The organism is Methanobacterium sp. (assembly GCF_016217785.1).
GTDB lineage: Archaea > Methanobacteriota > Methanobacteria > Methanobacteriales > Methanobacteriaceae > Methanobacterium.
Genome location: NZ_JACRGA010000025.1, coordinates 95,573 through 119,689 on the forward strand (window position 1 = coordinate 95,573; position 24,117 = coordinate 119,689).

Genomic DNA, 24,117 nt, shown 5'->3' on the forward strand with positions numbered 1-24,117 from the left:
TTAATTCCTGTACAATTATCATTAATATAATTTAGCTAAATCACGGTTTCAAGTTTAGGGAAGAATCCAACCCATTATAAATCTGAAATATACCATTTTTAGGCAATTTTAAATGATTTATGGAAATATTAAAGGATTAAACTTAATGTTTACTTTAAATCCATAAATAAGGTAAATCAGTTATTAACCCCTTTAAACTTGATGATGAAGATAATAACAATCTAATTCCTGCCACTTACGTTAAATATAATATCACCTTCAAAGAAAAAAATAATCAGTAATGTAAGTGGCCATATAATAAACAAGCATGAATCAATAAATGGACTTCAATAGATTTTGGTTGGTATACTATCCAAAATTCTTGTAATAGGGGGGATCGAGTTGAAAAACCTTGGAACTGGTGTGATGATGATTGCCGCGGTTTTGGTGGCGGTGGTAATCGTGATATTACCCCCTAATCCAATTATATCTGACGATAATACTCCAGATACCATTCAAACACCTTTCAACCCAGAGTCATTCCCTAATAATAGTATAAATACCACTAATTCTCTTATTTTTAATGTGAATGCCTACTCTTCAACCATTTTACATAGTACTAATACTCAAAATGGACTTGAAGAACAAATCTCCCCAATTTATTCTCCAGATATTAGTAAGGTCATTGCTTTATTCGATCCCTATGTGGAAAATCTGTTTGAAAATAGTCTTATCCCGGGAGCAGCGGTGGTTGTGGTTTATCAGGACAAAATCGTTTATATGAAGACCCTGGGGGTTAAAAAAGTGGGTGAAAATGATCCTGTAGATCAGGACACCCTATTTGAGATAGGATCCGCTTCCAAAGCTTTCACTTCAGCAGCCATGGCTGCCCTGGTGGATGAGGGCCTGATAACCTGGGAAGATCTGGCACGCCACTACTACAGTGATCCTGATAAATTCCTGCTTAACAACTCTCAGGTCTCTGAAGAAATTAACATGGTTGACCTGCTCTCCCACCGCAGTGGACTGCCCCAACAGGCAGGCAGTTACCATGTAATGGAATTCTGGTATGATTTTAACGAAACCCTCTACCGTTTACGATATTTACCACCGGAAAGTGAATTCAGAACACAGTACGCTTATCAAAATATCCTTTATGCATTAGCTGGTTATTCTGCTTCCCAGGCCGCTGGGATGACCTGGGATGACCTTATAAAGCAAAAGATATTCCAACCACTTCAGATGAATTCCAGTACCACCACCCTCCAGGAATTCCTCAATAATCCTAACCATGCCAGTAACCATGAAATAGATGAAAATGGACAGGTTAACTATATGGAACCTTATAATCTCGATGCCATGGGCCCCGCCACCAGTATAAGTGCTTCTATCAAGGATTTGGGGAACTGGATTCGTTTCCAAATGGATAATGGTCAGTTCAATGGACAACAAGTGGTATCATCCCAGTCTTTAGGTGAAACCCGTAACATTCATATCGTAATTGACCAGCAGACTGGTTACACCCTGGGGTATGGATTGGGCTGGGGTGTGGAAGTGGGATCTGATTCTTATGAAATCATGCACAGTGGATCCACGGTGTATTCCTGCAGTTACACTGATCTCTTCCTCACCGATGATCTGGGCATAATGGTGGTTGCCAATGAAGGAACCAGAGGAATAAGATTCGGACAATTACTGAGTGAAATGTTACATAAAATTTATAAAACCGGCGCATTACCTGCTGGAACTAGTACACAGTTTATTTCTGATGATTCTGCCTTTAATGAGGATGCTGCCTTCACCAACCCCCACTATGAACAGCTTCCCCAAATTTTAAATTCAATCCCCTTACCATATCCTATTGAAAATTACGTGGGAAATTACGCTTCAGACTACTGGGGAAACATTAAAATAGAGAAAAAAAATGAAACCAGCCTTTTACTATACCCTGGGAACAATCCCAATCCCATAACCCTCAACCATTACAGTGGTAATACATTCAATGAAAGTGACCTTCAAACCGAGGTAACTTTCAGTGATTTTGTAGCTGATGTCCCTCAACAAGTGGTTGTTAAAAAATGGGAACAATACGGGGCAAACGGCACATTTAACCGGGTTTAAGTTGAGGTATCTAATCCAAGTTTTGATCTTGCGATTATATGAAACTGCTCACCAGACAGAGAGAGGTAAGTTTCAAGTGTAAACATGAAGATCAACGAACTCCCTCCAGAAGGGGTTTATGGAGAATTAAACTCTTCTAAGAGTGGATTGACAACTGAAGATGCCCAAGAGCGGCTTGAAAAATATGGGGCCAATCAGATTGAGGAAGTTAAGAAAAAACCTGTTATTTTTAAGTTTTTGGCTAACCTTTACCAGCTTCTGGCTTTATTACTTTGGGCAGCCAGTATACTTGCTTTTTTAAGTGGTACACCCCAGTTAGGCTTGCCATTATCGCAGTTATCATTATCAACGCTATTTTCAGTTTCTGGCAGGAGTACAAGGCCGAACAGGCACTGGAGGCCCTGAAAAAAATACTTCCATCCAAGGCCAAGGTAATTCGCAACCAGGAGAAAATGGAGATATTATCCACCAAACTGGTTCCTGGTGATCTTTTGGTGCTGGAGGAGGGTGATAACATCTCCTCAGATGCCCGTCTGGTGGAGACCAGTCAGATGAAGGTGGATAGTTCCACCCTTACTGGTGAATCCAAACCTGTTCGCAAATTCGCACATGAAGTTGTAGAAGGTGATCGGGCATTTGTAGAGATGGGTAACCTTGTATTTGCAGGGACCAGTGTAGCTTCTGGCTCTGGAAAGGCAGTGGTCTTCGCCACTGGCCGAGATACCGAGTTCAACCAGATAGCCAGTCTAACCCAGGAAGTTAGCCAGGAGCCCAGTCCCTTACAAAAGGAATTGGCAAGGGTAACCCGTATCATAGCGGTTATTGCCATATTACTGGGAGTTACCCTCTTCGCCGTGAACCTCTGGGTGGTTAAGCTCCCACTCCAGGTGGCTTTCATCTTTGCTATTGGACTGACCGTTGCTAATGTTCCTGAAGGGCTGTTACCCACTGTTACACTGGCTCTTGCTGCCTCGGTGCAGAAGATGGTCCGGAAAAATGCCCTTATAAAACGTTTGTCCAGTGTGGAAACCCTGGGATCCACCAACATCATCTGCACTGACAAGACCGGTACTATAACCAAAAATGAGATGACTGTGCGTAAGATATGGCTCCCCTTCGAAACCATTGATGTTACCGGTGCAGGTTACTCTCCAGATGGGGAATTCCTGTACAAGGGTGCACCAATCGATCATCGGGAAATCCGGGAACTCAAGCTCCTCATGAGATCAGCGACCTTCTGTAATGATTCCAAACTCAGGGAAGGTGAAAGACTTGGAGACAAATGGAAGATAATTGGTGACCCCACTGAAGCTTCCCTTCTGGTAGCTGCCCGGAAAAATGGTTTCAACTGGGAAGAAGAGATAAAAAAGAATCCACGAATATTAGAGCTTCCTTTTGACTCCCAGCGAAAATCCATGACCAGCATCCACCATCATAATCAGGGGCAGGTGGCTTACGTTAAAGGTGCTCCAAAAAAAATCATCACCCTTTCTCCCATGATATCTGATGACGGTGTTGTAAGACCATTCACTGATGAAGAGAAAGAAAAAGTGGTTAAAATACACGACAAACTGGCTGCTTCAGGGCTGCGTATATTGGCCATGGCCTATCGTGACTTGCCACCTGATTTCAATAACTATCAGACCGAAAACGTGGAGCGAAATCTGGTATTTCTGGGTATGATGGCCATGCAGGACCCCCCACGCCCAGAAGTGAAGCCTGCTGTTGATGACTGCCATAAAGCTGGTATCCGTATTATTATGATTACCGGTGACTATGGTTTAACTGCCCAAGCCATAGCCAAGGAAGTAGGGATAGTAAGTGAAGATTGCCGCATTGTTAAAGGCAAGGAACTTAACCAGATGAGTGATGAGGAAGTGGAAGAAGTTCTAATGGGAGAGTGTAATGTTATTTTTGCAAGGGCGGTGCCTGAGCATAAAATGCGCATCGCCAGTATCCTGGAAAGCATGGATGAAATTGTAGCCATGACAGGAGACGGTGTTAACGACGCTCCAGCCCTTCGTAAAGCAGACATAGGAGTGGCCATGGGCATCACCGGCACTGATGTTGCCAAGGAAGCCGCAGACATGATACTCACCGATGATAACTTCGCCACCATTGTAGAAGCCATTAAAGAAGGCCGTACTATCTATGAAAATATTCGTAAGTTCATCACCTACATCTTCTCCCACGAAACCGCTGAAATCGTGCCCTTTGTTATGATGGTTCTTTTCAGGATCCCCCTACCAATTACAGTTATGCAAATCCTGGCAATTGACCTGGGAACAGATACTGTCCCCGCTCTGGCGCTGGGAGTTGGTCCTGCCGAGTCGGATGTCATGGACAGACCCCCCCGCCCCCGTAAAGAACGTCTCTTAAATTTTGGAGTTATATTCCGAGGTTACGTCTTTCTAGGTATAATCGAAGCTGCCCTAGTGATGTCAGGATTCTTTTGGGCCCTAACTAGTGGTGGCTGGACTTGGGGCCAGCAACTCTCATTCACAGATCCGATTTACTTGAAGGCCACCAGCATGGTCTTTGCCGGGATTGTCCTGGCACAGATGGGAAACCTCCTGGGCTGCCAGACAAACAGAACCTCGGTACTGACTGTGGGAATCTTCAAAAACAGGTGGATTATAAGGGGGATTGCATTCTCAGTGGCTGTAATGCTGAGTATTATTTACATTCCCCCATTACAGGGCATATTCGGCACCACTGCCCTCGGACTAATCGAATGGCTTTACTTACTTACCTTTGTGCCCATAATGTTCCTGGCAGATGAAATTCGTAAGTACATGGTTAGGAGAAGTCTCTAAAGTTAATAGAAGTACTCATCCAATCAAAGGATTAAAAAAAATTAAAATATCCCTAAAAATAAGTAAAAATAACCTTAAAAGCGAAAATAGCCCTAATCTAAAAAAACTAAAAAAATTATAAAGATCTTAAAATCTCTGACAATCCCGGTTTTTACATAAGGTAGCCTGTTTCCGAGAATACTTCATGATGCGAATACTTGATGAGAATACTTGATGAGAATACTTGATGAGAATACTTCATGATAAATCATATTAGATAGAAATAAAAAAACGAATTATAACCATATATTTCCATAATATGATAATTATTAAAAGAGGAGGAATAGAAATGAAATGGCAAATTATTCTTTTATCAACATTAGTTTTTGTTTTTATGTCATTTTCGACCGTTTGGGCGAATGAAAATGCTGTTGGAGAATCTGATTCTCAGATAAGCACATCAAATGTAGCCAGCCTTACACCCTTAATGAAAGGAAGCAGCGGAGGTAGTAAAAGTAGTAGTTCCAGCTCTTCCAGTAAAACTAAAGTAAAAGATGGGGATGATGATACAACTGATGTTAACGATACTGATGATTCCAGTGGAGGATTTCCCTGGTGGATGATCGTTGTTATAATCGTAGTCGTCCTGGGAATAATAGGATTAGTGATTTGGTATCTCTTCCTTCGATGAGGGAATTGCCCCCTGATTAAAAATTGGAACATTATAGGGAGAGATTGGAGGCCAAATGTTTGTACTTTTAAGGGTACTCAGGAAAAGCCTGCCCGTGGTGGCTAAACAGAGATTAACCTGGATTTTAATCCTGGTTCTCTGCATAATAGCCTATGGAACCATTGGTTTTCATTTCATTGAAGGCCAACCCTGGACCGTGTCATTTTACTGGACCTTTGTGACCATAGGAACCGTTGGATATGGGGATTATAGCCCAAAAACTACCCTGGGAATGTTTTTCGCCATTAGTCTGATCATATTGGGTATCGGAACCTTTGCCCTGGCAATAGAGTCCCTGGTAAACCTAATCTTCAAAAGACAACAGATGAAACTTATGGGGCTGATAAATGTGGAAAGATCAAAACACGTGGTTATATGCGGATGGACCGAAAGCACAGTGGAGTGTATTAAGGAAATAGGGAAAACAGCAGAAATTTTCGTTCTTGATGAAAATGAACAGGTACAAAAAAACGCCCTTAAAAATGGGGCTAACTTCGTCCATGGTGATCCCACCCGTATTAAAGATTTGGAGAAGGCCAATGTCAAAGGGGCTCAGGCAGTTATTGTGGATATGGACTCTGACTCCAGAACAATCCACTCTATCCTGGGAATTCGCAAAATAGACCAGAAGGTGAGGGTGGTGGCTGAGGCCCAACGCTACGAGAACATCGAACAGATAAAACTAGCCGGAGCCAACCAGGTAATCTCACCATTCGTAATATCAGGACGTCTCATGTACAAAAGCATCGATGATGGCTACGAAGCTATGTTCGTCCAAGATGTCCTGGCAGAACACACCAGCCGAGAAATGAGGGAAGTTAAAATCAGTCCTGAAAGCCAGTTCAACGGTTTAAGCCTTTTGGAAGCAGATATCCACGAGAGAACTGGAGTGGTAGTGGTGGGAGTGGGCCGTAACGGAGATCTCACCATTGACCCCCCACGTGATTACACCCTGGAAACCGGAGATGTGGTTCTGGGTATTGGCAAGGTCGAAGAATTCGAAAAACTGGAGAACACTAAGGTAACCTGATTAAATTGGAGTTAAATTAAGGTTTAACTCTTACTTTTATCTTTTTTAATGGTTTTAATTCCAATTCTTTTTTCTGATAAGTGAGGGTGAAAGAATAGGCAATTATCATGACATTTTCATGTTCTGCCTGTTGCAGTGTCTTGGAAAAATCAGGGTCCATCTCCCAGTTGGGTGAAAAAACTTTAGCATCATCCCTGGGGATCAAAAAAAGAACTGCAGAATTCATTCCCTCATTTTTTGCTTTAATAAGCTCTTCCAGGTGTCTTTTTCCCCGGATAGTGGGTGCATCAGGGAATCGGGCATGGCCTTCTTCAACCAGGGTACATCCTTTCACTTCCAGGAGCATTTTATTACTGTTTTCCAGCGAATTTTTTTTACCCTCCTTTTGAGACTCTTCTTTTCCTCTTTTATCCAGGTTATTTAATCTTTTATCCATGTTAGTTAAAAGAAAATCAATACGGCTCTTTCCAAAGGTGTATTCTCTTTTTTTTATTGTGTAATCTGATAATTCAGGTACACTTCCTGATTCAATTAGTTCAGCTGCCAGGTTACTGTGAAAACCAGAATTGATGAGCACCCAGATTCCTTCACTCCAGACAGCAATGACATCATATTTAGTCTTGCGATTATCTGGATTTTGAGCAGGTCGGAGGAGTAAACGGGCTTCAGGAAGCAGTAATTCCTTGAGTCTGCCAGGATCTCTTAAATGGGCTTTCTCAATACCTGAAGATGTTTCAAATGTTACGGTGAACCTATTTGGCCTTTCTTTGAATATTCCTTCCATTAAATTTGAGATTTTCATTTGATCTCCACGAACAAATAACCGAAGATAAATTTTATTAAAATTTGAGTTTAAGTGATCTAAAGTCAATAATTGGGTCTTAACCCAATATAACAGGATACTTAATCAATAAAGTGAATCAATTTCAAATACTGTTTTAAATCCCTTTTTTTATAGTGATATTCCATCAACCACCCGGGCAAATTCCGTGGCGTGTTCCAGTGTTTCATTGAAAGAAGCGTAAGTGTACGTCTCATAGACCATGGCCGGAGTTCCTGACTGTATAATTGGTATGGTTACATAAGGCCCGCTGGTAGGGCCACCATCAAATGGTGGGATGTAAAATACCAACCAGGGTATTTTGCTTACAATAAGATGTGCTAGTGCTAATGAACGGCTGTCCTGGGCTGGAACTGAGATGAATCTGGTTTCAGGGTAATCTCCCTTGGTTGAATGCACATCCACCACCATATCATACTTACTTGCCTTAATATCAGGCACAGCATAGTCCAGGGACAGTTCCTGGCCATTGATCCTTCCCTGATTGTAATCATCCCTGTTTTTGGTTACAGTAATCTGATAAATGTAATAACAGTGTTTTAAGGAGCGGTCCCCAGTTATAGCAGTCATCATCGCCTGGTGTGCCTGGACTTCCATAGGGTGAACTCCCATTACATAGGCCACCTTAACTGGGGAGTTAGTGTTACCGTAAGGACCGTAACGGACCACGAATCCATAGTCACGTTCACCCAGAAATTTGACCGTGGTCAGAGTGTTGTTAGCCCCTATTTGAGTAGAATTATTAGTAGTAGAGCCATTGTAATTATAAGAAAACCCATTTAAACTGGTGGCTGTTCCCAGGCCCGTTATAATTATTATTAAAATGATCAAAAACCATTGCTCTCTGGCCATATTATCGCCCCCTCAAGAATATTATTGTAATTAGCAATTTATCATTATCAAATATACAGATATAATATAATCAGATTAATTATTTAATTACAATTTCAGATTATCAAAAATTTTATTATCTTACTAGAATATCATGCCCAACAGATTTAACTTATATTTAATGGCATTAGTTAAATGTTAATGTTAACTTACAAAGTTTAATGAGTTCATTTACATCAATGATTTTAATCCCCATAACACAAAAAAATTAGAGGTGAAATACATTGCATCCCCGACCCAGCCCCATTGCCGCATCCCTTTACACTCTCCGAGATTTAAACGCCGATGTTATCATCCTACATGGACCCCATGGTTGCTGCTTCCGCACTGGTCGTCTTCTGGAAAATGATGGAGTGCGGGTGGTAACCACTGCCATGTCTGAAAATGACTTCATATTCGGTGCCTCCGCCAAACTGGAGGAAACACTTCGTGAAGCAGACGAACTATTCCATCCCCAACTGGTAGGAGTGGTGGGAACCTGTGCCAGTATGATCATCGGTGAAGACATGCGCGAAGCAGTTAACAATGCTGGAATTCCTGCCAAGGTTCTGACTGTGGAATCACATGGTGGTTTGAGTGAAGGTGATAACACCGAAGGAGCCATCGCTGTATTAGAAGCTGCCCAGCTTGAAGGAGTAATTCCCCCCGAAGAAGCTGAAAGGCAAAGCAGGATGCTCAAAAAGGCCACAGAAATTGAAAAAACCAGGGGAATGGCCCAGGGCAAATACATCGCCCCATCCTACGGCGATGATAAGGAAGAAGTGGCCAGTGCGCTTTTGGAAGCCTTTGAAAATGGAGATAAAATTGTATTTGTTCTCAATGCCAAGAAAGAGACCTCTTACCTTTTTGCTGACCTCTTAAAGATACCTTTTGGGGAAATGTACCCTGAAAATAAACCAGTGGTCATTGCCAACCTGGACCTGGATACTGGTCTTCCCCGTATCCGGCAACATGCCCGGAACATCCAGGAGGAACTGGGTGAAACTGGATTAGAGGTGGATATTATAACCGGAGGACTGGATGAATATCCCATGACCGGAGAGAAAGCAGTGGAATATCTACAAAAAGAAAACTTTGACCTGATAGTGGTGGCTGGAGTACCCCATGCCCTGCCCATTGAAAAATTAGATGTTCAATCAATTGCCATTACCGATGGCCCCCGCCTGGTGGAGCCATTGAAAAATTTAGGGTACACATGGGTGGTTACTGAGCTGGATGCCCATGCGAAAACACTGGGAACTGATAAAATAGTTGAATCTGATTTTGGAACTGTTTTAAGGGGAATAATTGCTGAGAAATAATGAATAACCAGTTCCCTCTAAGGTTTACTTTTATGGTTTCCTACCCTGTTGGTGAATTTTATATATAACTGGCTTAATAATATAGCCAATAATATAAAGGGATTTATGATGAGATAGTGATTAAGAATCTTAATATTACAGGATGAATTTGATTAAATAGATAAACAGTTTGAGTTAAACATAAAAAATAGTGGTGATGACTATGACCAGTACAGTAGGTATGATACTCTGCGGAGGATTTGGAAAGCGATTAAGGCCCCTCACTGAAAGAGTGCCCAAACCCCTCATTGAAATTAAGGATGATTACACCATTCTGGATAAACAGCTTTTTGACTTTAAAAATGCAGGTGTTAACCAGGTTTTCCTCTTAACCGGATTTTTAAGTGATAAAATACGGGAAAGATTCGGTGACGATTACATGGGTGTGAAAATAGAATACGTAGAAGAAGACAAACCCCTAGGAACCCTTAACGCCATAAAACTGGGAATGGATGCTGTTGGTGAAGGTAAACAGTGTATTATACGTAACGGAGATGTTGTCGCAGATTTAAATATTAAAAAGATGATTGAAAGTGGTGAAAAATCAGACCACCCTCTATCATTATTTATCACCCGCATGGTTTCCCCGTACGGCATAGTGGAGATTAGTGGCGACCGTTTAGTCTCTTTTAAGGAAAAACCCGTTCTTGATTATTATATTAATGGAGGAGTTTACTTCTCCAAGGGAGAAATTGATTTTGGTGACTTTGACGTGGGAGATATTGAAAAGACCGTCTTCCCTATGTACGCCAAGAACAACCAGCTCGGTTACTACCAGGAAGATGGCCTGTTCTGGATGGCCATTGATACCTCCAAGGAACTGGAGGAAATCCGTAAAGAGTACCAGAACCGGGAAGATAAACCATGGGGATACGAAAAGATCCTGATAAACACTGAAAAGTACTTAACCAAAGAGTTATTTATCAGGGAAGGATACCAGACCTCATACCACCACCACCCTCAGAAGGATGAAACTATGTATATCCTCAGTGGAGCAGGATACATAGAATTCGAAGACCGTAAAGAGTACTTCGGCAAAAACGACACCATCCGTATTAAACCTCTGGAAAATCACACCATTGTAGCCATGGAAAACACAGTTCTCCACGAAATATCAACACCCCACCCTGATGACACCGTCCGAGTCAAGGACTATTACGACATTAGGTGATTAATTTCCTTGGCGGTGATTAATTTCCTTTTTTTATTAGAGAGTTATAATAAAAGGGATAAATTATACATATGAAAATTTTAATTCAATTAAATTGAATTAGTAAAATTCAAACCAAAATGTGTTAAAATTACCAAAGATCATGATAACTATTATTGATTACGGCAGTGGAAACCTTAAAAGCATCCGCAATGGATTCCATCGTGTTGGTGCCGAGGTTCTGGTAACTCGGGATAAAGAAGAGTTAAAAAAAGCAGATGTGATGATCCTCCCGGGTGTGGGTGCCTTTGGAACTGCCATGGAAAACCTCAAAAAATATGAGGACATCATCCACCAGCACATCCAGGAGGATAAACCATTTCTGGGCGTTTGTCTGGGTTTACAGGTGTTGTTCAGTGAGAGTGAGGAAAGTCCCGGAGTTAAAGGACTGGATGTGTTTTCGGGAAAAGTATTGCGGTTCCCAGAGACCCTGCGAGACCATGGACTTAAAATACCCCATATGGGATGGAACAACCTTAATATCCAGCGTGATTCTCCTTTACTTGAAGGAATAGGTAGGGATTACATGTACTTCGTCCACTCCTACTATGTACGTCCCGATAATGAGGATGTGGTGATGGCCACAGTGGATTATGGTGTGGAAGTTCCAGCAGTGGTGGCCCAGGACAATGTATTCGCCACTCAGTTTCACCCTGAAAAAAGCGGAGAAATTGGTCTGGAAATACTGAAAAACTTCCTTAAAAAAGTTTTATAATTATTTTTTAAATCTTACATACTTAAGTAAGAAAAATTTAAATATTAGTAATACTAAAGAAGGTGTTAGTGTGGATATAGAAGGTTTCGCCAGGCGTGCCCTGGTAGATCATGACGAAGAATCTGTACAAAAAAGCCTCCAGGAGAAGATCCTGGAATTTAAAGACATCAAACCAGAACAGGCCAGTAAGATGGCACAGGCAGTCCTGGATGAAGTCAAATACACCCTACAAATCGAAGACCACCCTGATGAATCCCTTAAAAAACTGATAAAATATCCCAAATCAGGAATTGGGATGGGCCAGATGGGTGTGGGTTCCCGAGGTGCAGGAGACTTCTTCGTTCATCGTCAAATCGCAGAAATCGTACGTAGCAGCCACACCAATGCCTTCATCAACCCCACAGCCCAGGACGACGGAGGGGTGGTTAAAGCAGCTGCCGGAGCAGATGAAGTATACATAACCACAGCCGTTGATGGAATACACTCCCGTCTAAGCGAATATCCTTTCCTAGGAGGTTTCCATGTGGCCCGAGCATCCATGCGGGATGTTTGTGTCATGGGCTCCCAACCAGTGGCACTCCTGAGCGACCTTCATCTGGCAGACGATGGAGAAGTAGCTAAACTCTTCGATTACACTGCAGGAGTATGCGCCGTGTCAGAACTCACTGGAGTTCCCCTGGTAGCAGGTAGTACCCTCCGTGTGGGTGGAGATATGGTCTTGGGAGACCGGCTGGTAAGCGCCGTGGGTACGGTGGGAATATCCCCTCACCCTCCCACCGCCCGTAAACGGGCTGAAGCCGGAGACGTTATCCTCTTAACCGAAGGATCCGGTGGAGGAACCATAACCACCACTGCACTCTACCACGGCCTCTTCGATGTGGTGTGGGAAACCATGGATATCAGCTTCATACAGGCCTCTGAGGCCATATTAAAGGCAGGGCTCCTTCCTAAAGTTCATGCCATGACTGATGTTACCAACGGAGGACTCCGGGGCGATGCTCATGAGATATCCCAAACCACAGGATTGGGACTGGCCTTCTGGGAGGATGAAATCCGACAACTGGTTAACCCTAAGGTGCTGGAGATGCTGGAAAGCCTGGACATTGACCATCTGGGTGTTTCTGTGGATTCCCTCATGATCATAGCACCCGAAGATGTTGCACGTGAGGTGGAAAAGGCAGTTTCCAGTGCTGGAGTCCGAATTGGGAGAATAGGGGAAGTGGATGCTACAGGAATCCCTCGTCTCATCACTGACCACGGTGAAGAAGAACTTAAACCCCTCTTCCGTGAGGCAGCATACACCAAGGTCAAAAAGATCGTTGGCGACCTGCACCCTGAAGACTTTGAGGAAATGAAGCATAAGGTGGAAAGATCAGCACTGGAAGCCATTGCCAAGAAAGACGAAGTGGTGGCAAGGATAAAGGAAAAATACGATAAATAAGAGAACATTCCCCCCCCCATTTTTTCCTTTTTCTAATAAAAAAATCTTAACTCACAAAATAACGAGGAGATAAGCAAAGGACAAGGGAATAAGCAAGGGAATTTTAGAATAAATAAATTTAGAATATTTGATAAATTGGATAAAATTGGATAATAAGATGATAAATGAGCAGCTAAATGTTGTGAATAGTAAATTGTTGTGAATCACATGGATGAAAAGGGATTCGCTTATACATTAGATGCGGTATTAGCTCTGATACCAGTTATGATAATTCTTTTTGGGGTTAGCAACTTCACTGTATCCTCTGAATCTACCATCCAGATCCATTCATCCCAGAAAGCCCATGACACCATGGATTTGATGGTCAACTACCATGAAGGAAATGACCTGTCTGTCCTAGAACGTATGTCAACCATTCTTACATCCGGTAACAATAGCCAGGGCAGTGTGGATAGTGCTGGGGAAATTGCATCTAATTTTCTGGATAAAAACTTGGCTGGAAGAGAATATCTTTTAACCGAAGAAAGCCAGCTGGGCGGGGAAATCCTGGCCGGGAAGATGGAATTGAAAAATGCAGATAATGTTGCCACAGCATCCCGCAACTGCGGAAACTACACCTTCCGCATTTACTTAAGATGAACCCAGGAATTCTAACCAGACTTTCCATAAGACTTGCCCTACTGTCATGAAAGATTTTATTAGTTATTAGTTTTAAAGAGGGTATACCCCCTAAAAAACTTGTTACTCCCCTGAAAACAGGGTACTGGAAGGACATTAATGCCCCTTTTTAATCTTTTTAATCAAAACAAATCATTAAAAGAACCCCTGGCCAATTTCATATCCACAGTTAGTAACCCGCCCCTGGTCGCTATTCCTGTTTTCCTGGTTATTAACTACGCCCTACTTTATGAAGGAGATTGGTTGTGGTTTTCAACAATTAGTATCTTTTTTGTGAGCATTTTACCCATAATTACCAGTTCATTATGGATAAAAAAGAAAAATCTGGAAGTGGACATGCCACAAAGGGAGGATAGGATTTATCCCCTGTTACTGGTGATCTTATCATATACTATTGGTGTTGTGGTCTTGTACACCCTAGGAGCACCTCTACTGACCACGGTTTTAATGATCTGTTATCTTACTAATACCATCGTTGTTTTGATGATTAGTCTTTACTGGAAGATCAGCATACATGCCATGGGCATCGCCGGACCAGCAACTGCAATCATCTACCTTTTCGGATGGCCTGGACTCTTATTCAGTTTACTGGTACCCCTGGTACTTTGGAGCAGACTGTACCTTAAAAGACACACCTCTGCACAGTTAATGGTGGGAACAGGCCTGGGTTATCTTTTAACAGCAGCACAAATTTACCTGTTAATCTAAAATTAAAAGACCGGCATGGATTGGTAAAAGAGATATTAATCCGGTTAAACTTACATATTCAATCTCTCAGATTCAAATTATCTGGATGGATTCCAATGGAATGCGAGTATTTTGAAAAGTTAAAAGATCACAAATTCGGTGACTTGCTGGCTGAAACTGAACACTGGCTCATTATTCTGGCCCCCGACCAACGGAATCTGGGAACCTGTGTTGTGGCCCTTAAAAGGGATGAAACTGAGCTTTCCGGTTTGAATGATGAAGAATGGGCTGACCTATCTAATGTAGTTAAAAAACTGGAATCATCCGTTAAAAAGGCTTTTGATGCCACAATGTTCAATTGGGGGTGTTTGATGAACTCTTCCTACCTCGAAGATCCTCCCTGTCCTCATCTGCACTGGCATTTCATCCCCCGTTACCAGAATCCTGTGAAATTTAATGGTGAAACATTTTATGATCCCTGTTTTGGCAAAAGTACCATGCATTGTCGGGATCCACTTATCCCACTCCCAAAAGAGTTCAAAAATAGGATAAAAACCCGTATCTTGGAAAATCTAAAATTCTAATCAGACTAACCATTAGATCTGGTCTAAATCAATTCTGATCTGGCCTATCATTTGGATCTGGTTTATAATATCTGATTTTTAATTATACTACAAAAATTAAGTTAAATTTCTAATAAGATTGTGTAAAAATATTTTGTGTAATAAATATTCATCACCAATGGACTACATAATTAGTCATCTGGAAGGATCCTACCTAAATCTCGAACATCAAATAACAGAGTGGGGGAAGGAGAATTAAAAAAAACAACATTGCATTGGCCCAAGAAATAATGGGGGAATTTACCGTCGGCACGGGGTTAAAACCACCTATTGTTCATCCACAACGTTACCTGTGGACTGATGCATTCGCAGTGTGCAACTTTCTGGAACTGTTCAAACAGACTTGTGATGAAAAATACAAGGAACTCGCTTTAGACTTGGTGGGTCAGGTGCATCACACCCTGGGCAGGCATCGTAGCGACGCATCCCGGACTGGCTGGATCAGTGGTCTGAACGAAAATGATGGAGAATTACATCCAACCAGCGGAGGGTTGCGCATTGGAAAACCACTACCTGAACGTCTGCCCGGAGAACCATTGAATGAACGCCTGGAATGGGATCAAGATGGACAGTACTATCATTACCTTACTAAATGGGTTCACGCCCTTAATCAGACAGGAAAGGTGACTTCTGACCCTAAATTTATACTTTGGGCCGTGGAACTTGCAAAAACTGCTCATGGAAGTTTCACCTACTTCTCCTCCACTGGTAGGCAAAGGAGAATGTACTGGAAGATGAGCATTGATCTAAAAAATCCATTAGTATCCTCCATGGGACAACATGACCCCCTGGACGGTTTTATTACTTATAATGATGTGCATATCACTGCTTTGAAAAGTTTTGGTTCATCCAGGTCACTAGATCTTACGGCTGAAATAGAGGACATGAAGGATATTTGTCAGGGACTATCCTGGACCACAGATGATCCACTGGGTATTGGTGGCTTACTATTTGATGCTTTTAGGATAGCACAGTTGATATCAAAGGGATGTTCAGATCTGGCGGGTATTTTAGAATCCGTGCTGGAATCTGTGCTGGTTGGTCTGGATTACTACTCACAGGGCAGTCCCCTGGATTTTCCCCCGGAATATCGTCTGGCTTTCCGTGAACTGGGTCTTTCAATTGGGCTCAGAGGGGCTCTAAAACTTCTGAGTTTGACTAAAGAAAGTTCAGATATCATTGACCCCGAAGATTCCCTGCAACCACTATTAGACGCTTTAAGGGAGTACTTGCCCCTGGCTGGGAAAATTGAAGAATTTTGGATAGATCGTGAAAACCAGCGATCTGCAAGTTGGACTGAGCATAAAGAGATTAATATGGTGATGCTGGCCACCAGTCTGGTTCCAGATGGATTTCTCATGATATAAATTCCAGGATACGTACCGCTCTTGACGATGAGTACTGATAACTTGACAATTTACGCCCTAAAAATGATCCTAAAAATTAATGTGTCTCATAACTGGGCATCAAAACTTAAATAGGAAAAAATCCAATGAAGAGTATACAACACTAAGCTCAAGTGTGTATGAAAAAACTATTATTTTATGGCCCTGATAGTGTAGTGGATATCACTTAGGATTGCGGATCCTATAACCCGGGTTCAAGTCCCGGTCAGGGCATATCCTTACTATTTCTATTTATTCTGATTCTTTCAAATCAAGTGAAATTCTTAATGAAAAATTTCTCTTGAATTAATGCTTTTAAAAGAAATTATCCCCTGAAAAATAATACCATTTGAAAAATAAGGGAATGTAGAATTAATTAAATAGGGATTAATAAATAGAAATAGGAGTGGTACTGGCCAAAAAAACCAGTACAGACAATATTCACAACATCACCGCTGCAAATATCCCTCATTTTTATTATTTTTATTTAAAATAATACTCTTCTTGCATTCATCCCTTCTATCAGGATAATCAGCACGATAGTGGGCTCCACGACTTTCATCTCGTATTAAGGCTGATTTAGTAACTAATCCTGCTATTAAAACCATGTTCTCCAGTTCCAGGGCATCTTGGAGGTGTTGGTTATAGCCACTACCCACAGGCACCATCATTCTTTCCATTTTATCTTTAATAGCAGTTATATTCTTTAATGCTAATCTAAGACCTTCTTCCCGGCGGATGATGGCCACATTGTTCCACATAACTTCCTGTAACTCTTTTTTTAACTGGAATGGATAGTAATCCCCTTCTTTGAATAGGTTTTTAATTCTTTCCTCTTCCATTTCCAAGTAGATAGGGTTCAGTTTGAAGTGGGATTTTGGCACGTTTTTAGCGGCTGATTTTCCAGCCCGTCTTCCGAAAACCTGGGTTTCGGCTAGTGCGTTCCCACCAAGACGATTAGCACCATGAACGCCACCAGCAGCTTCTCCTGCCACATAAAGGTTGGGAATGTTAGTTTCACAGTTTGGGTTTATCCTGGCCCCTCCCATGAAGTGATGGGCAGTGGGTGCCACTTCCATGGGCTCTTTCCTGATGTCCACTCCCACGTCCTGGAATTGCAGGAGCATGGTTTCCAGTTTTTCTTCAATTACCTCTGGAGGAAGGTGGGTTACATCCAGGTAGACCCCACCATTAGGGGTGCCTCTTCCTTCCATTATTTCATTGTAAATAGCCCGAGCTACCACGTCCCGTGTGGCGAGTTCTCCGCGGGAGTCGTAGCCCGTCATGAACCGTTCACCCTGGGAGTTTATTAGTCTTCCTCCTTCACCACGAACAGCTTCAGTCACTAGAACTCCCCGGCGGGAGTCCGGGTACAGCATGCCAGTGGGGTGGAACTGGACCTGTTCCATATCCAGAAGATCAGCTCCAACCTTCCAAGCCATCGCATATCCATCCCCGGTTTTTTGCAGGGCATTTGAAGTTACAGGATATATCCAACCAGCTCCACCGGTGGTTACAATGGTGGATTTAGCCAGGAAGGTTAAAAAATGCGTATCAGATAATGATACTCCACAGGCCCCCCCAATCCTACCTTCAGTATCCTGTAAGAGCGTGGTGATCATGACTTCATCCACTGTCTGGATATCCTGCCGGATAACCTCCTCTTTAAGGGCAGTCATCATTTCATGGCCGGTACGATCCCCCTGGAAGCAGGTCCTCCGATATGTCTGACCCCCAAAGGGTCTTTGATTTAGTTTTCCTGATTCCTGACGGTCAAATAGGGCACCGTAGCTTTCCAGTTCTGTGAGTCGGCCTGGTGCTTCTTCCACCAGGATACGTGCCAGTTCTGGATCGTTGAGGTATCCCCCTCCTTTAAGTGTGTCCTCCAGATGGACCTGGGTGCTATCAGCGACATCCACATAGGCAAAAGCAGCATTGTAACCCCCCTCTGCCAGGGTGGTGCACCCTGATTTGAATGATAATCCCTTTGAAACTATAATTACATCTAAACCATATTTTTTTGCTTCGATGGCTGCTCTACACCCGGCTCCTCCGGATCCAATGACCAATACATCTGTCTGGTAAGTCTCCCTTTCCATATTATGAAATTGAATCCCTTTTTATTTAAGTTTTTTAAGTAGAGTGGAGAGAAGTTTAAGGGTATGATTAAATATAAAAATATGGTAAATACAATTTTCAATATTATCTTTAACCCATGGGAGGATGTGCAGTGAAGAAAAAGGAGATACTGAAACTGGCGAAGAGGGATTTTGAAAAGGCCTGGGTGGAAACAGGTAAAAACTTGAAAAATCCCCATCATGATGAGGAATATCCCCGCCTGCACTTCCAACCAGGGAGAACCCATCCACTTTCTGATACTATGGCCCAGCTCAGACAGGCCTACCTTCTACTTGGCTTCCAGGAAACCATCAACCCCCTGTTCATTGAAAAAGATCATGTTTACCGTCAGTTCGGACCAGAAGCCCCTGCAGTTCTGGACCGTTGCTTCTACCTGGCAGGACTTCCCCGCCCAGATATAGGGATCAGTATGGATAAAATCGGCCAGATTGAGAGAATGGGTGTTTTACTCAATGAAGACAAAATCAAGGGGATTAAAGAGGTTTTCAGAAGCTATAAAAAGGGTGATACCAGTGGTGATGACTTGGTTCATGATGTTTCCATTGCCCTTGATGTGGCCGATGAAACCGGACTGCGAGTTCTGGAAAGGGTCTTCCCTGAACTCAAAGAACTGACACCAATCTCCAGTAAAACCACTTTACGTTCACATATGACCTCCGGATGGTTCATAACCCTGAACGCCCTACATCAAAACAGCCCCCTACCGGTTAAGTTGTTTTCAATTGACCGGTGCTTCCGTCGTGAACAAAGGGAAGATTCAAGCCACCTTATGACCTACCATTCAGCTTCATGTGTCTGGATGGATGATGAGGTATCCCTTGATATGGGAATGGCAGTTTCTGAGAGTCTGTTGGAGTACTTCGGATTTCAGAAGTTCAAATTCCTGCCGGATGAGAAGAAATCAAAGTACTACATCCCCGGGACCCAGACCGAGGTTTACGGATATCATCCTAAACTGAAAGAATGGGTGGAAGTAGCCACCTTCGGTTTGTACTCCCCCATTGCCCTGGCTAAGTACGGTATTGACCAGGAAGTCATGAATCTGGGAGTGGGTGCCGAGAGGATTGCCATGATCCTCGGTGGTTACGAGGATATCCGAGAGATGGTTTATCCCCATACCTATGGGAAATGGGGTCTCAGTGACCGGGAAATGGCATCAATGCTCCATATGAACCTGTACCCGGTGACTGATGATGGGCAAAAGCTGATGGAATCCATAACCCGCACCGCCATTGAACACAGTGACATCAGCTCACCCTGCGAATTCACCGCCTTCCAGGGAGAATTTATGGGTAAGAATATTGAAGTTAAGATCATAGAGCCAGAAGCAGGAACAAAACTACTGGGACCGGCCAGCTGGAATCGTGTGCATGTTTATGATGGGAATATTGTTGGTGTACCCCAGCCAGCGCAGATGGAACGTTTCCAGTCCCCGGATGATGTTGCAGATGAGATTCTGGGAAATCTGGGAAAGGAGATAATGGATGATCTGGCTATTCAAGCCCTTAAAAAGGGCATACCCACCGGCATCAGTTACATGAGTGGTGTGGCAGCCCAGGCAGCCTACCGCATAGAGGAAATGGTGGTAAGTGGAGAAGAACAGATTAAGTTACGTACTACCATAGCTAAATCTCCCTCTGATATCAACCTTAAACTGGATGAACTGGCCATGCGCTACATAAACAGCAGAAACAAAGTTATAGACATTCGAGGCCCGATATTCTGCACTATAACTGGAGAAATTAAAGAATAACCCATTGTTGACTTAGGGTTAGGAAATAACATTATTGACAGTTTCAGAATAAAGTTATTAACCGGTTATTGGGAAAAAGTCTATTAAGGTTATATAAGTATTACAAAGTGGATAAATTTTCATCTAACGGTAAATTAACAAAATAGGAGTTATTTATTAGTTATAATGTGTTCTTACAACCTGACCCAGCAACTAGCCAACATACAGTACTCCTTGGCAGATAAAGTATTGGAAGAGGACTGTTTCAGTAAGTTGGATGCAGTGGCTGGGGTAGATGTTTCCTTTTCAGTTGATAATAAAGCAGTTGCCGCGGTAGTGGTGTTGCAACTGGAATGTCTGGAGATACTGGAGAAAGGAACTCTGTTAGTGGAACTATTTTTCCCATACATCCCTGGTTTCCTTGGCATGAGGGAGACTGATCCAGTTATATCTGTTTTGAATACTTTAAAACATGATTTTGATGTTTTAATGGTTAACGGTCATGGTGTTATGCATCCCCGTGGATTTGGACTGGCTTCCCATGTGGGTGTGCTCATGGATGTTCCCAGCATAGGTGTGGCAAAAAGGTTAATTGATGAAAGGTATATAAACGTAGCCACCCAAAAACACCACGCCAGTGATGAATTTCAACTGATAAAAGAAAATAATCACGTGCTTGGGGCCTTTTTTAAGGGAAAATATGTGAGTGTTGGTCATAAAATCTCCCTAAAGAGTGCATTAGATATTGTGAAAATGACCAGCGTTTTCAAAACCCCTGAACCAATTAGGCAAGCCCATGTGCTGGCAACAGAAACTTTCAAACAGGAATTGAAGGATAATTAATCATACATAATAATCTAATAACTGAAAATAATTAAACGAAATCAAAGGAAGTTCATATGGAAATCACCGGTAAAATCATCTCTGGAACTCATAAAGGCAGTTATTTTATGTCTTTAGAGGTTTACAAGGAGGAGTTTAGGAAAAAACTTAAATTTGAACCATTTCCAGGTACTCTTAACCTGAAAATCTCTCCGGAAAACGCGGGCAACATATCCAATATGCAGGATAAGATGGGAGTCATCAAGGGGACTGGTAATTATGGGGATGTTAAATTTCTCCCAGCCCAACTTAATGGAATAGTAAATGGAGCTATTCTGTTCCCAGTTAAGACTGAACACTCTCCAGAAATTTTAGAATTCGTTGCCAAGGAAAATCTTCGGATTACTCTGAAACTTGAGGATGGAGATGAGGCCACCTTAAAAATAGATTGAAGATCATTTTTTTGTTTTTAAATAAAATGAACTATATGAATGTAAAAATGTTTAACTTATAAAACAATTGTTAACTAAACTACTAAAAATCTATTATCAAAAAAAAAATCTAATCAGTGATCACATGATAAAAAAAGCCATAGAATCATTTAAAAAGGGAGAAATAGTTTTAATATTTGACGATGACAACCGGGAGCGAGAAACTGACATGATTGTGGCTGCGGAGTTCATGACCCCCCAGCACATGACCACCATTAGGAACGATGCCGGTGGTCTTTTCTGCGTTCCCATATCCTCTGAAATCTCCGACAGTCTGGGAATTCCCTTCATGACTGATATGATGGATGCAGCCAGCACCGAATACCCAGTTCTCGCCGAATTAACACCCAATGACATTCCATATGATGAAAAATCAGCTTTCTCCATAACCGTGAACCACAGGAAGACCTTCACAGGTATTACCGACAATGACCGTGCCTGCACCATTAAGGAACTGGGATTATTGTGTAAAAATGGAAATTTCCAGGATTTCGGTAAATACTTCCGTGCTCCAGGACACGTAACCCTACTTAGAGCTGCTAAAGACCATGTTCTAAAAAGGAGAGGTCATACTGAGATGAGCATTGCCCTGGCTGAGATGGCCGGCACCATCCAGGTGGCGGTTTGCTGTGAAATGATGGATGATGAAACCGGTGGTTCAATGAACACCGATAAAGTGGGTGTGTACGCTAAAAAGAATGACTTAGTGTTTTTAAGTGGAGCCGAGTTAATTGAAGCCTACCACGAGTTTAAAGGTCTTTAAACTCAGGGTTTCTGGCTTTACTTCTTCCTTTTTCTATTAACTTTTTAATTCATTAAATTCTTATCCAGATTGTTTATTTTGAAGTTAAGTAAATATAAGGATGAATAAACAGTTTAAGATAAATAAACATCCAGAATTTCATCATAAGAGATGTAACCAGTGAATTCTGGTTTTTGAGCCATTTTCAGGATTTCTGCCACATCGAGGTGTTTTTCAACTGTTTCCATGGCTTTCAGGCAGAAATCCTCCAGTTTTATCTCCACCTCGGGAGTTCCACCCCGTGCTGCCAGCTGAGCTTTGGGAACCCGGACCACCCAATCCAGTCCTGTGGTTTTTTTAATGTAATTTGATGCATTTTCCGCTATTTGCTGGTGATATACCTTGTTCAGGATGGCTCCGGTGGTTTTTATACCCATTTTCTGCATCATCTCCAGATGTGAGGCCAGATCCAGTGCTGCTGTTTCAATACCCCCCTTATTACATCCAGATACCAGTATTGTGGGGATGTTACCCGCCCGGGCTATTTCCGCTGCTGAGAAGGGTATTTTTTCGTTTAGTAAACCGGTGAATATGCTCATAACACCTTCAATCAAGATAAGATCATAGTGCTGGCCTTTTAATCCCTTGATTATTTCTTCCAAGTCTTTCCAGCCCAGTCCTCCTATTTTTATGGAGGAAAAATTGACCATTTTTTCTTTGTTGAGGTAAAGGGATGGTACAATGTCTCTTGTATCCGGACCAACTTTTAAAACTCCCACTCTGTATCCTTTCCGTCGAAGAGCCCCTACAATTCCAGTGGTGAGGAAGGTTTTCCCTGAGTCAGAGCCTGTGCTGGCAATCATAAGGAATGGAGGGATTTGATTACTTTTTTGGTTATTTTTAGTAATGGGTATCCTATAATCGGAATAAATATCCAATCCAATTCCTATTTCTCCCCTGATTTTCTTCAGGAGCTCCTGGTTAGCCTGGTGAATCTCCGGGATTTCTTCTTCACCAGCATCCAGGTACTGGAGAATGTTGCCTGTCAGGGAGGGGTTTTCATCCAGTGATCCGTGAATCATGGTTCCCACCACGTTACCTTCATCATTACGAACACCGGAGAGTATTTCACGAGGATTATCTGTGTAATCTGTTCTTTTAACCCGTGAAAAGAGTATGGGTGGTGCATCTCCCCTTATATCACCATAGGTGTGGCAGTGGAAACCGGTAATTGTTTCACCCACCATTCCATTGGTGAGGAAGGATTCATCAGTTACTTCTGTTTCCACCCGGTCAGTTCCAATGAGGGGGTGGAATGTGACATCCAGTATTCCCAGTCCTTCTCGTTCCACTGGACAGGGAGATTTCCGGCCTATGTCAGTTTTATGTGCCAGTACCTGGAACCCGGAACACATTCCCAGTATGAACTTACCCTGAGCATCCATTTTTCTAATGACACTGGCCACTTCTGGAGTGATGCTTTCTGATTCTATGATACTCCCCCCGGGAATTATCAGACCATCTAAGACTTCATGAGCTTTTTCCCCATTGACCACCCCATTGTCCTTTAATAGATGGGTGGGGAGTTTTCCAAAGTCCTCGAAATTGGGTAGTGATCCTTTAACATACAGGATGCCTATTTTTTTCATTGGGATCCACGACTGGGTTAATTTTTTAATTGAATGTTCTATTCTTTAATTGAAACCTTTAATTATGAATTCTATT

21 protein-coding genes and 1 tRNA gene are annotated in these 24,117 nt (G+C 42.3%); 18 read left to right on the top strand and 4 right to left on the bottom strand.

Going from position 1 to position 24,117, the window contains the following annotated elements; genetic code table 11:
• The first annotated feature begins 381 nt into the window (after positions 1 to 381).
• The 5 genes from HY987_RS09805 (at position 382) to HY987_RS09825 (ending at position 6,655) form a co-directional block, all read left to right on the top strand.
• Positions 382 to 2,100, top strand: coding sequence for a serine hydrolase (locus HY987_RS09805; RefSeq protein WP_292758053.1), 1,719 nt, complete (start codon positions 382 to 384; stop codon positions 2,098 to 2,100).
• 84 nt (positions 2,101 to 2,184) lie between these two features.
• On the top strand, positions 2,185 to 2,505 hold the full coding sequence (locus HY987_RS09810; protein ID WP_292758055.1) for a cation-transporting P-type ATPase: 321 nt from the start codon (positions 2,185 to 2,187) through the stop codon (positions 2,503 to 2,505).
• 47 nt (positions 2,506 to 2,552) lie between these two features.
• Positions 2,553 to 4,916, top strand: coding sequence for a cation-transporting P-type ATPase (locus tag HY987_RS09815; protein ID WP_292758462.1), 2,364 nt, complete (start codon positions 2,553 to 2,555; stop codon positions 4,914 to 4,916).
• Positions 4,917 to 5,244: 328 nt separating this feature from the next.
• On the top strand, positions 5,245 to 5,586 hold the full coding sequence (locus HY987_RS09820; protein WP_292758057.1) for a hypothetical protein: 342 nt from the start codon (positions 5,245 to 5,247) through the stop codon (positions 5,584 to 5,586).
• A 55-nt stretch (positions 5,587 to 5,641) separates the two neighbouring features.
• Positions 5,642 to 6,655, top strand: coding sequence for a TrkA family potassium uptake protein (locus tag HY987_RS09825; RefSeq protein WP_292758059.1), 1,014 nt, complete (start codon positions 5,642 to 5,644; stop codon positions 6,653 to 6,655).
• Positions 6,656 to 6,671: 16 nt separating this feature from the next.
• Here HY987_RS09825 and HY987_RS09830 read toward each other — a convergent pair whose 3' ends face one another.
• Together HY987_RS09830 and HY987_RS09835 are read right to left on the bottom strand one after the other, a co-directional pair.
• Positions 6,672 to 7,457 (bottom strand): DNA/RNA nuclease SfsA, encoded by a 786-nt coding sequence (locus HY987_RS09830; RefSeq protein ID WP_292758061.1) that lies wholly within the window; start codon positions 7,455 to 7,457, stop codon positions 6,672 to 6,674.
• A gap of 150 nt (positions 7,458 to 7,607) precedes the next feature.
• Positions 7,608 to 8,348, bottom strand: coding sequence for a hypothetical protein (locus HY987_RS09835; protein WP_292758063.1), 741 nt, complete (start codon positions 8,346 to 8,348; stop codon positions 7,608 to 7,610).
• Between the two features lie 263 nt (positions 8,349 to 8,611).
• Here HY987_RS09835 and cfbD point away from each other — a divergent pair, with 263 nt between their 5' ends.
• The 9 genes from cfbD (at position 8,612) to HY987_RS09880 (ending at position 16,700) form a co-directional block, all read left to right on the top strand.
• The gene (gene cfbD / locus HY987_RS09840) at positions 8,612 to 9,688 is read left to right on the top strand and encodes a Ni-sirohydrochlorin a,c-diamide reductive cyclase catalytic subunit (protein ID WP_292758065.1); all 1,077 of its coding nucleotides are present in this window, start codon (positions 8,612 to 8,614) and stop codon (positions 9,686 to 9,688) included.
• A gap of 202 nt (positions 9,689 to 9,890) precedes the next feature.
• Entirely contained in the window at positions 9,891 to 10,898 is a 1,008-nt protein-coding gene (locus HY987_RS09845) for a sugar phosphate nucleotidyltransferase (RefSeq protein ID WP_292758067.1), read from the top strand.
• A 142-nt stretch (positions 10,899 to 11,040) separates the two neighbouring features.
• On the top strand, positions 11,041 to 11,652 hold the full coding sequence (gene hisH / locus HY987_RS09850; RefSeq protein WP_292758069.1) for an imidazole glycerol phosphate synthase subunit HisH: 612 nt from the start codon (positions 11,041 to 11,043) through the stop codon (positions 11,650 to 11,652).
• A 70-nt stretch (positions 11,653 to 11,722) separates the two neighbouring features.
• Positions 11,723 to 13,093, top strand: coding sequence for an AIR synthase-related protein (locus HY987_RS09855; RefSeq protein WP_292758070.1), 1,371 nt, complete (start codon positions 11,723 to 11,725; stop codon positions 13,091 to 13,093).
• Positions 13,094 to 13,300: 207 nt separating this feature from the next.
• Positions 13,301 to 13,732, top strand: coding sequence for a hypothetical protein (locus tag HY987_RS09860; protein WP_292758073.1), 432 nt, complete (start codon positions 13,301 to 13,303; stop codon positions 13,730 to 13,732).
• Positions 13,733 to 13,870: 138 nt separating this feature from the next.
• Entirely contained in the window at positions 13,871 to 14,479 is a 609-nt protein-coding gene (locus HY987_RS09865; RefSeq protein ID WP_292758075.1) for a PAP2 family protein, read from the top strand.
• A 95-nt stretch (positions 14,480 to 14,574) separates the two neighbouring features.
• Complete coding sequence (locus HY987_RS09870) at positions 14,575 to 15,042, top strand: HIT family protein (protein WP_292758077.1); 468 nt, start codon at positions 14,575 to 14,577, stop codon at positions 15,040 to 15,042.
• Positions 15,043 to 15,311: 269 nt separating this feature from the next.
• Complete coding sequence (locus tag HY987_RS09875) at positions 15,312 to 16,448, top strand: hypothetical protein (protein ID WP_292758079.1); 1,137 nt, start codon at positions 15,312 to 15,314, stop codon at positions 16,446 to 16,448.
• Positions 16,449 to 16,628: 180 nt separating this feature from the next.
• Positions 16,629 to 16,700 (top strand) — tRNA-Arg (locus HY987_RS09880).
• A gap of 215 nt (positions 16,701 to 16,915) precedes the next feature.
• On the opposite strand, the gene tfrA is transcribed toward HY987_RS09880, so the two are convergent.
• A complete protein-coding gene (gene tfrA / locus HY987_RS09885; protein ID WP_292758081.1) occupies positions 16,916 to 18,565 on the bottom strand; it encodes a fumarate reductase (CoM/CoB) subunit TfrA in 1,650 nt (549 codons plus the stop codon).
• A gap of 131 nt (positions 18,566 to 18,696) precedes the next feature.
• Here tfrA and sepS point away from each other — a divergent pair, with 131 nt between their 5' ends.
• From sepS to ribB, 4 genes are all read left to right on the top strand, one after another.
• Entirely contained in the window at positions 18,697 to 20,358 is a 1,662-nt protein-coding gene (gene sepS, locus HY987_RS09890; protein ID WP_292758083.1) for an O-phosphoserine--tRNA ligase, read from the top strand.
• A gap of 165 nt (positions 20,359 to 20,523) precedes the next feature.
• Complete coding sequence (locus HY987_RS09895) at positions 20,524 to 21,180, top strand: endonuclease V (RefSeq protein WP_292758085.1); 657 nt, start codon at positions 20,524 to 20,526, stop codon at positions 21,178 to 21,180.
• A 56-nt stretch (positions 21,181 to 21,236) separates the two neighbouring features.
• Entirely contained in the window at positions 21,237 to 21,611 is a 375-nt protein-coding gene (locus HY987_RS09900; RefSeq protein ID WP_292758087.1) for a CTP-dependent riboflavin kinase, read from the top strand.
• A 124-nt stretch (positions 21,612 to 21,735) separates the two neighbouring features.
• The gene (ribB, locus tag HY987_RS09905; RefSeq protein WP_292758089.1) at positions 21,736 to 22,413 is read left to right on the top strand and encodes a 3,4-dihydroxy-2-butanone-4-phosphate synthase; all 678 of its coding nucleotides are present in this window, start codon (positions 21,736 to 21,738) and stop codon (positions 22,411 to 22,413) included.
• Between the two features lie 113 nt (positions 22,414 to 22,526).
• Here the strand turns inward: ribB and HY987_RS09910 are convergent, their stop codons facing one another.
• On the bottom strand, positions 22,527 to 24,041 hold the full coding sequence (locus HY987_RS09910) for an AAA family ATPase (protein ID WP_292758091.1): 1,515 nt from the start codon (positions 24,039 to 24,041) through the stop codon (positions 22,527 to 22,529).
• Positions 24,042 to 24,117 lie beyond the last annotated feature (76 nt).

Coding starts and splice junctions, on each gene's coding strand:
- HY987_RS09810 (WP_292758055.1), top strand. CDS start 2,185: ATGAAGATCAACGAACTCCCTCCAGAAGGGGTTTATGGAGAATTAAAC.
- HY987_RS09815 (WP_292758462.1), top strand. CDS start 2,553: ATGGAGATATTATCCACCAAACTGGTTCCTGGTGATCTTTTGGTGCTG.
- HY987_RS09820 (WP_292758057.1), top strand. CDS start 5,245: ATGAAATGGCAAATTATTCTTTTATCAACATTAGTTTTTGTTTTTATG.
- HY987_RS09825 (WP_292758059.1), top strand. CDS start 5,642: ATGTTTGTACTTTTAAGGGTACTCAGGAAAAGCCTGCCCGTGGTGGCT.
- HY987_RS09830 (WP_292758061.1), bottom strand. CDS start 7,457: ATGAAAATCTCAAATTTAATGGAAGGAATATTCAAAGAAAGGCCAAAT.
- HY987_RS09835 (WP_292758063.1), bottom strand. CDS start 8,348: ATGGCCAGAGAGCAATGGTTTTTGATCATTTTAATAATAATTATAACG.
- HY987_RS09845 (WP_292758067.1), top strand. CDS start 9,891: ATGACCAGTACAGTAGGTATGATACTCTGCGGAGGATTTGGAAAGCGA.
- hisH (WP_292758069.1), top strand. CDS start 11,041: ATGATAACTATTATTGATTACGGCAGTGGAAACCTTAAAAGCATCCGC.
- HY987_RS09860 (WP_292758073.1), top strand. CDS start 13,301: ATGGATGAAAAGGGATTCGCTTATACATTAGATGCGGTATTAGCTCTG.
- HY987_RS09865 (WP_292758075.1), top strand. CDS start 13,871: ATGCCCCTTTTTAATCTTTTTAATCAAAACAAATCATTAAAAGAACCC.
- HY987_RS09870 (WP_292758077.1), top strand. CDS start 14,575: ATGGAATGCGAGTATTTTGAAAAGTTAAAAGATCACAAATTCGGTGAC.
- HY987_RS09875 (WP_292758079.1), top strand. CDS start 15,312: ATGGGGGAATTTACCGTCGGCACGGGGTTAAAACCACCTATTGTTCAT.
- tfrA (WP_292758081.1), bottom strand. CDS start 18,565: ATGGAAAGGGAGACTTACCAGACAGATGTATTGGTCATTGGATCCGGA.
- HY987_RS09895 (WP_292758085.1), top strand. CDS start 20,524: ATGTGTTCTTACAACCTGACCCAGCAACTAGCCAACATACAGTACTCC.
- HY987_RS09900 (WP_292758087.1), top strand. CDS start 21,237: ATGGAAATCACCGGTAAAATCATCTCTGGAACTCATAAAGGCAGTTAT.
- ribB (WP_292758089.1), top strand. CDS start 21,736: ATGATAAAAAAAGCCATAGAATCATTTAAAAAGGGAGAAATAGTTTTA.
- HY987_RS09910 (WP_292758091.1), bottom strand. CDS start 24,041: ATGAAAAAAATAGGCATCCTGTATGTTAAAGGATCACTACCCAATTTC.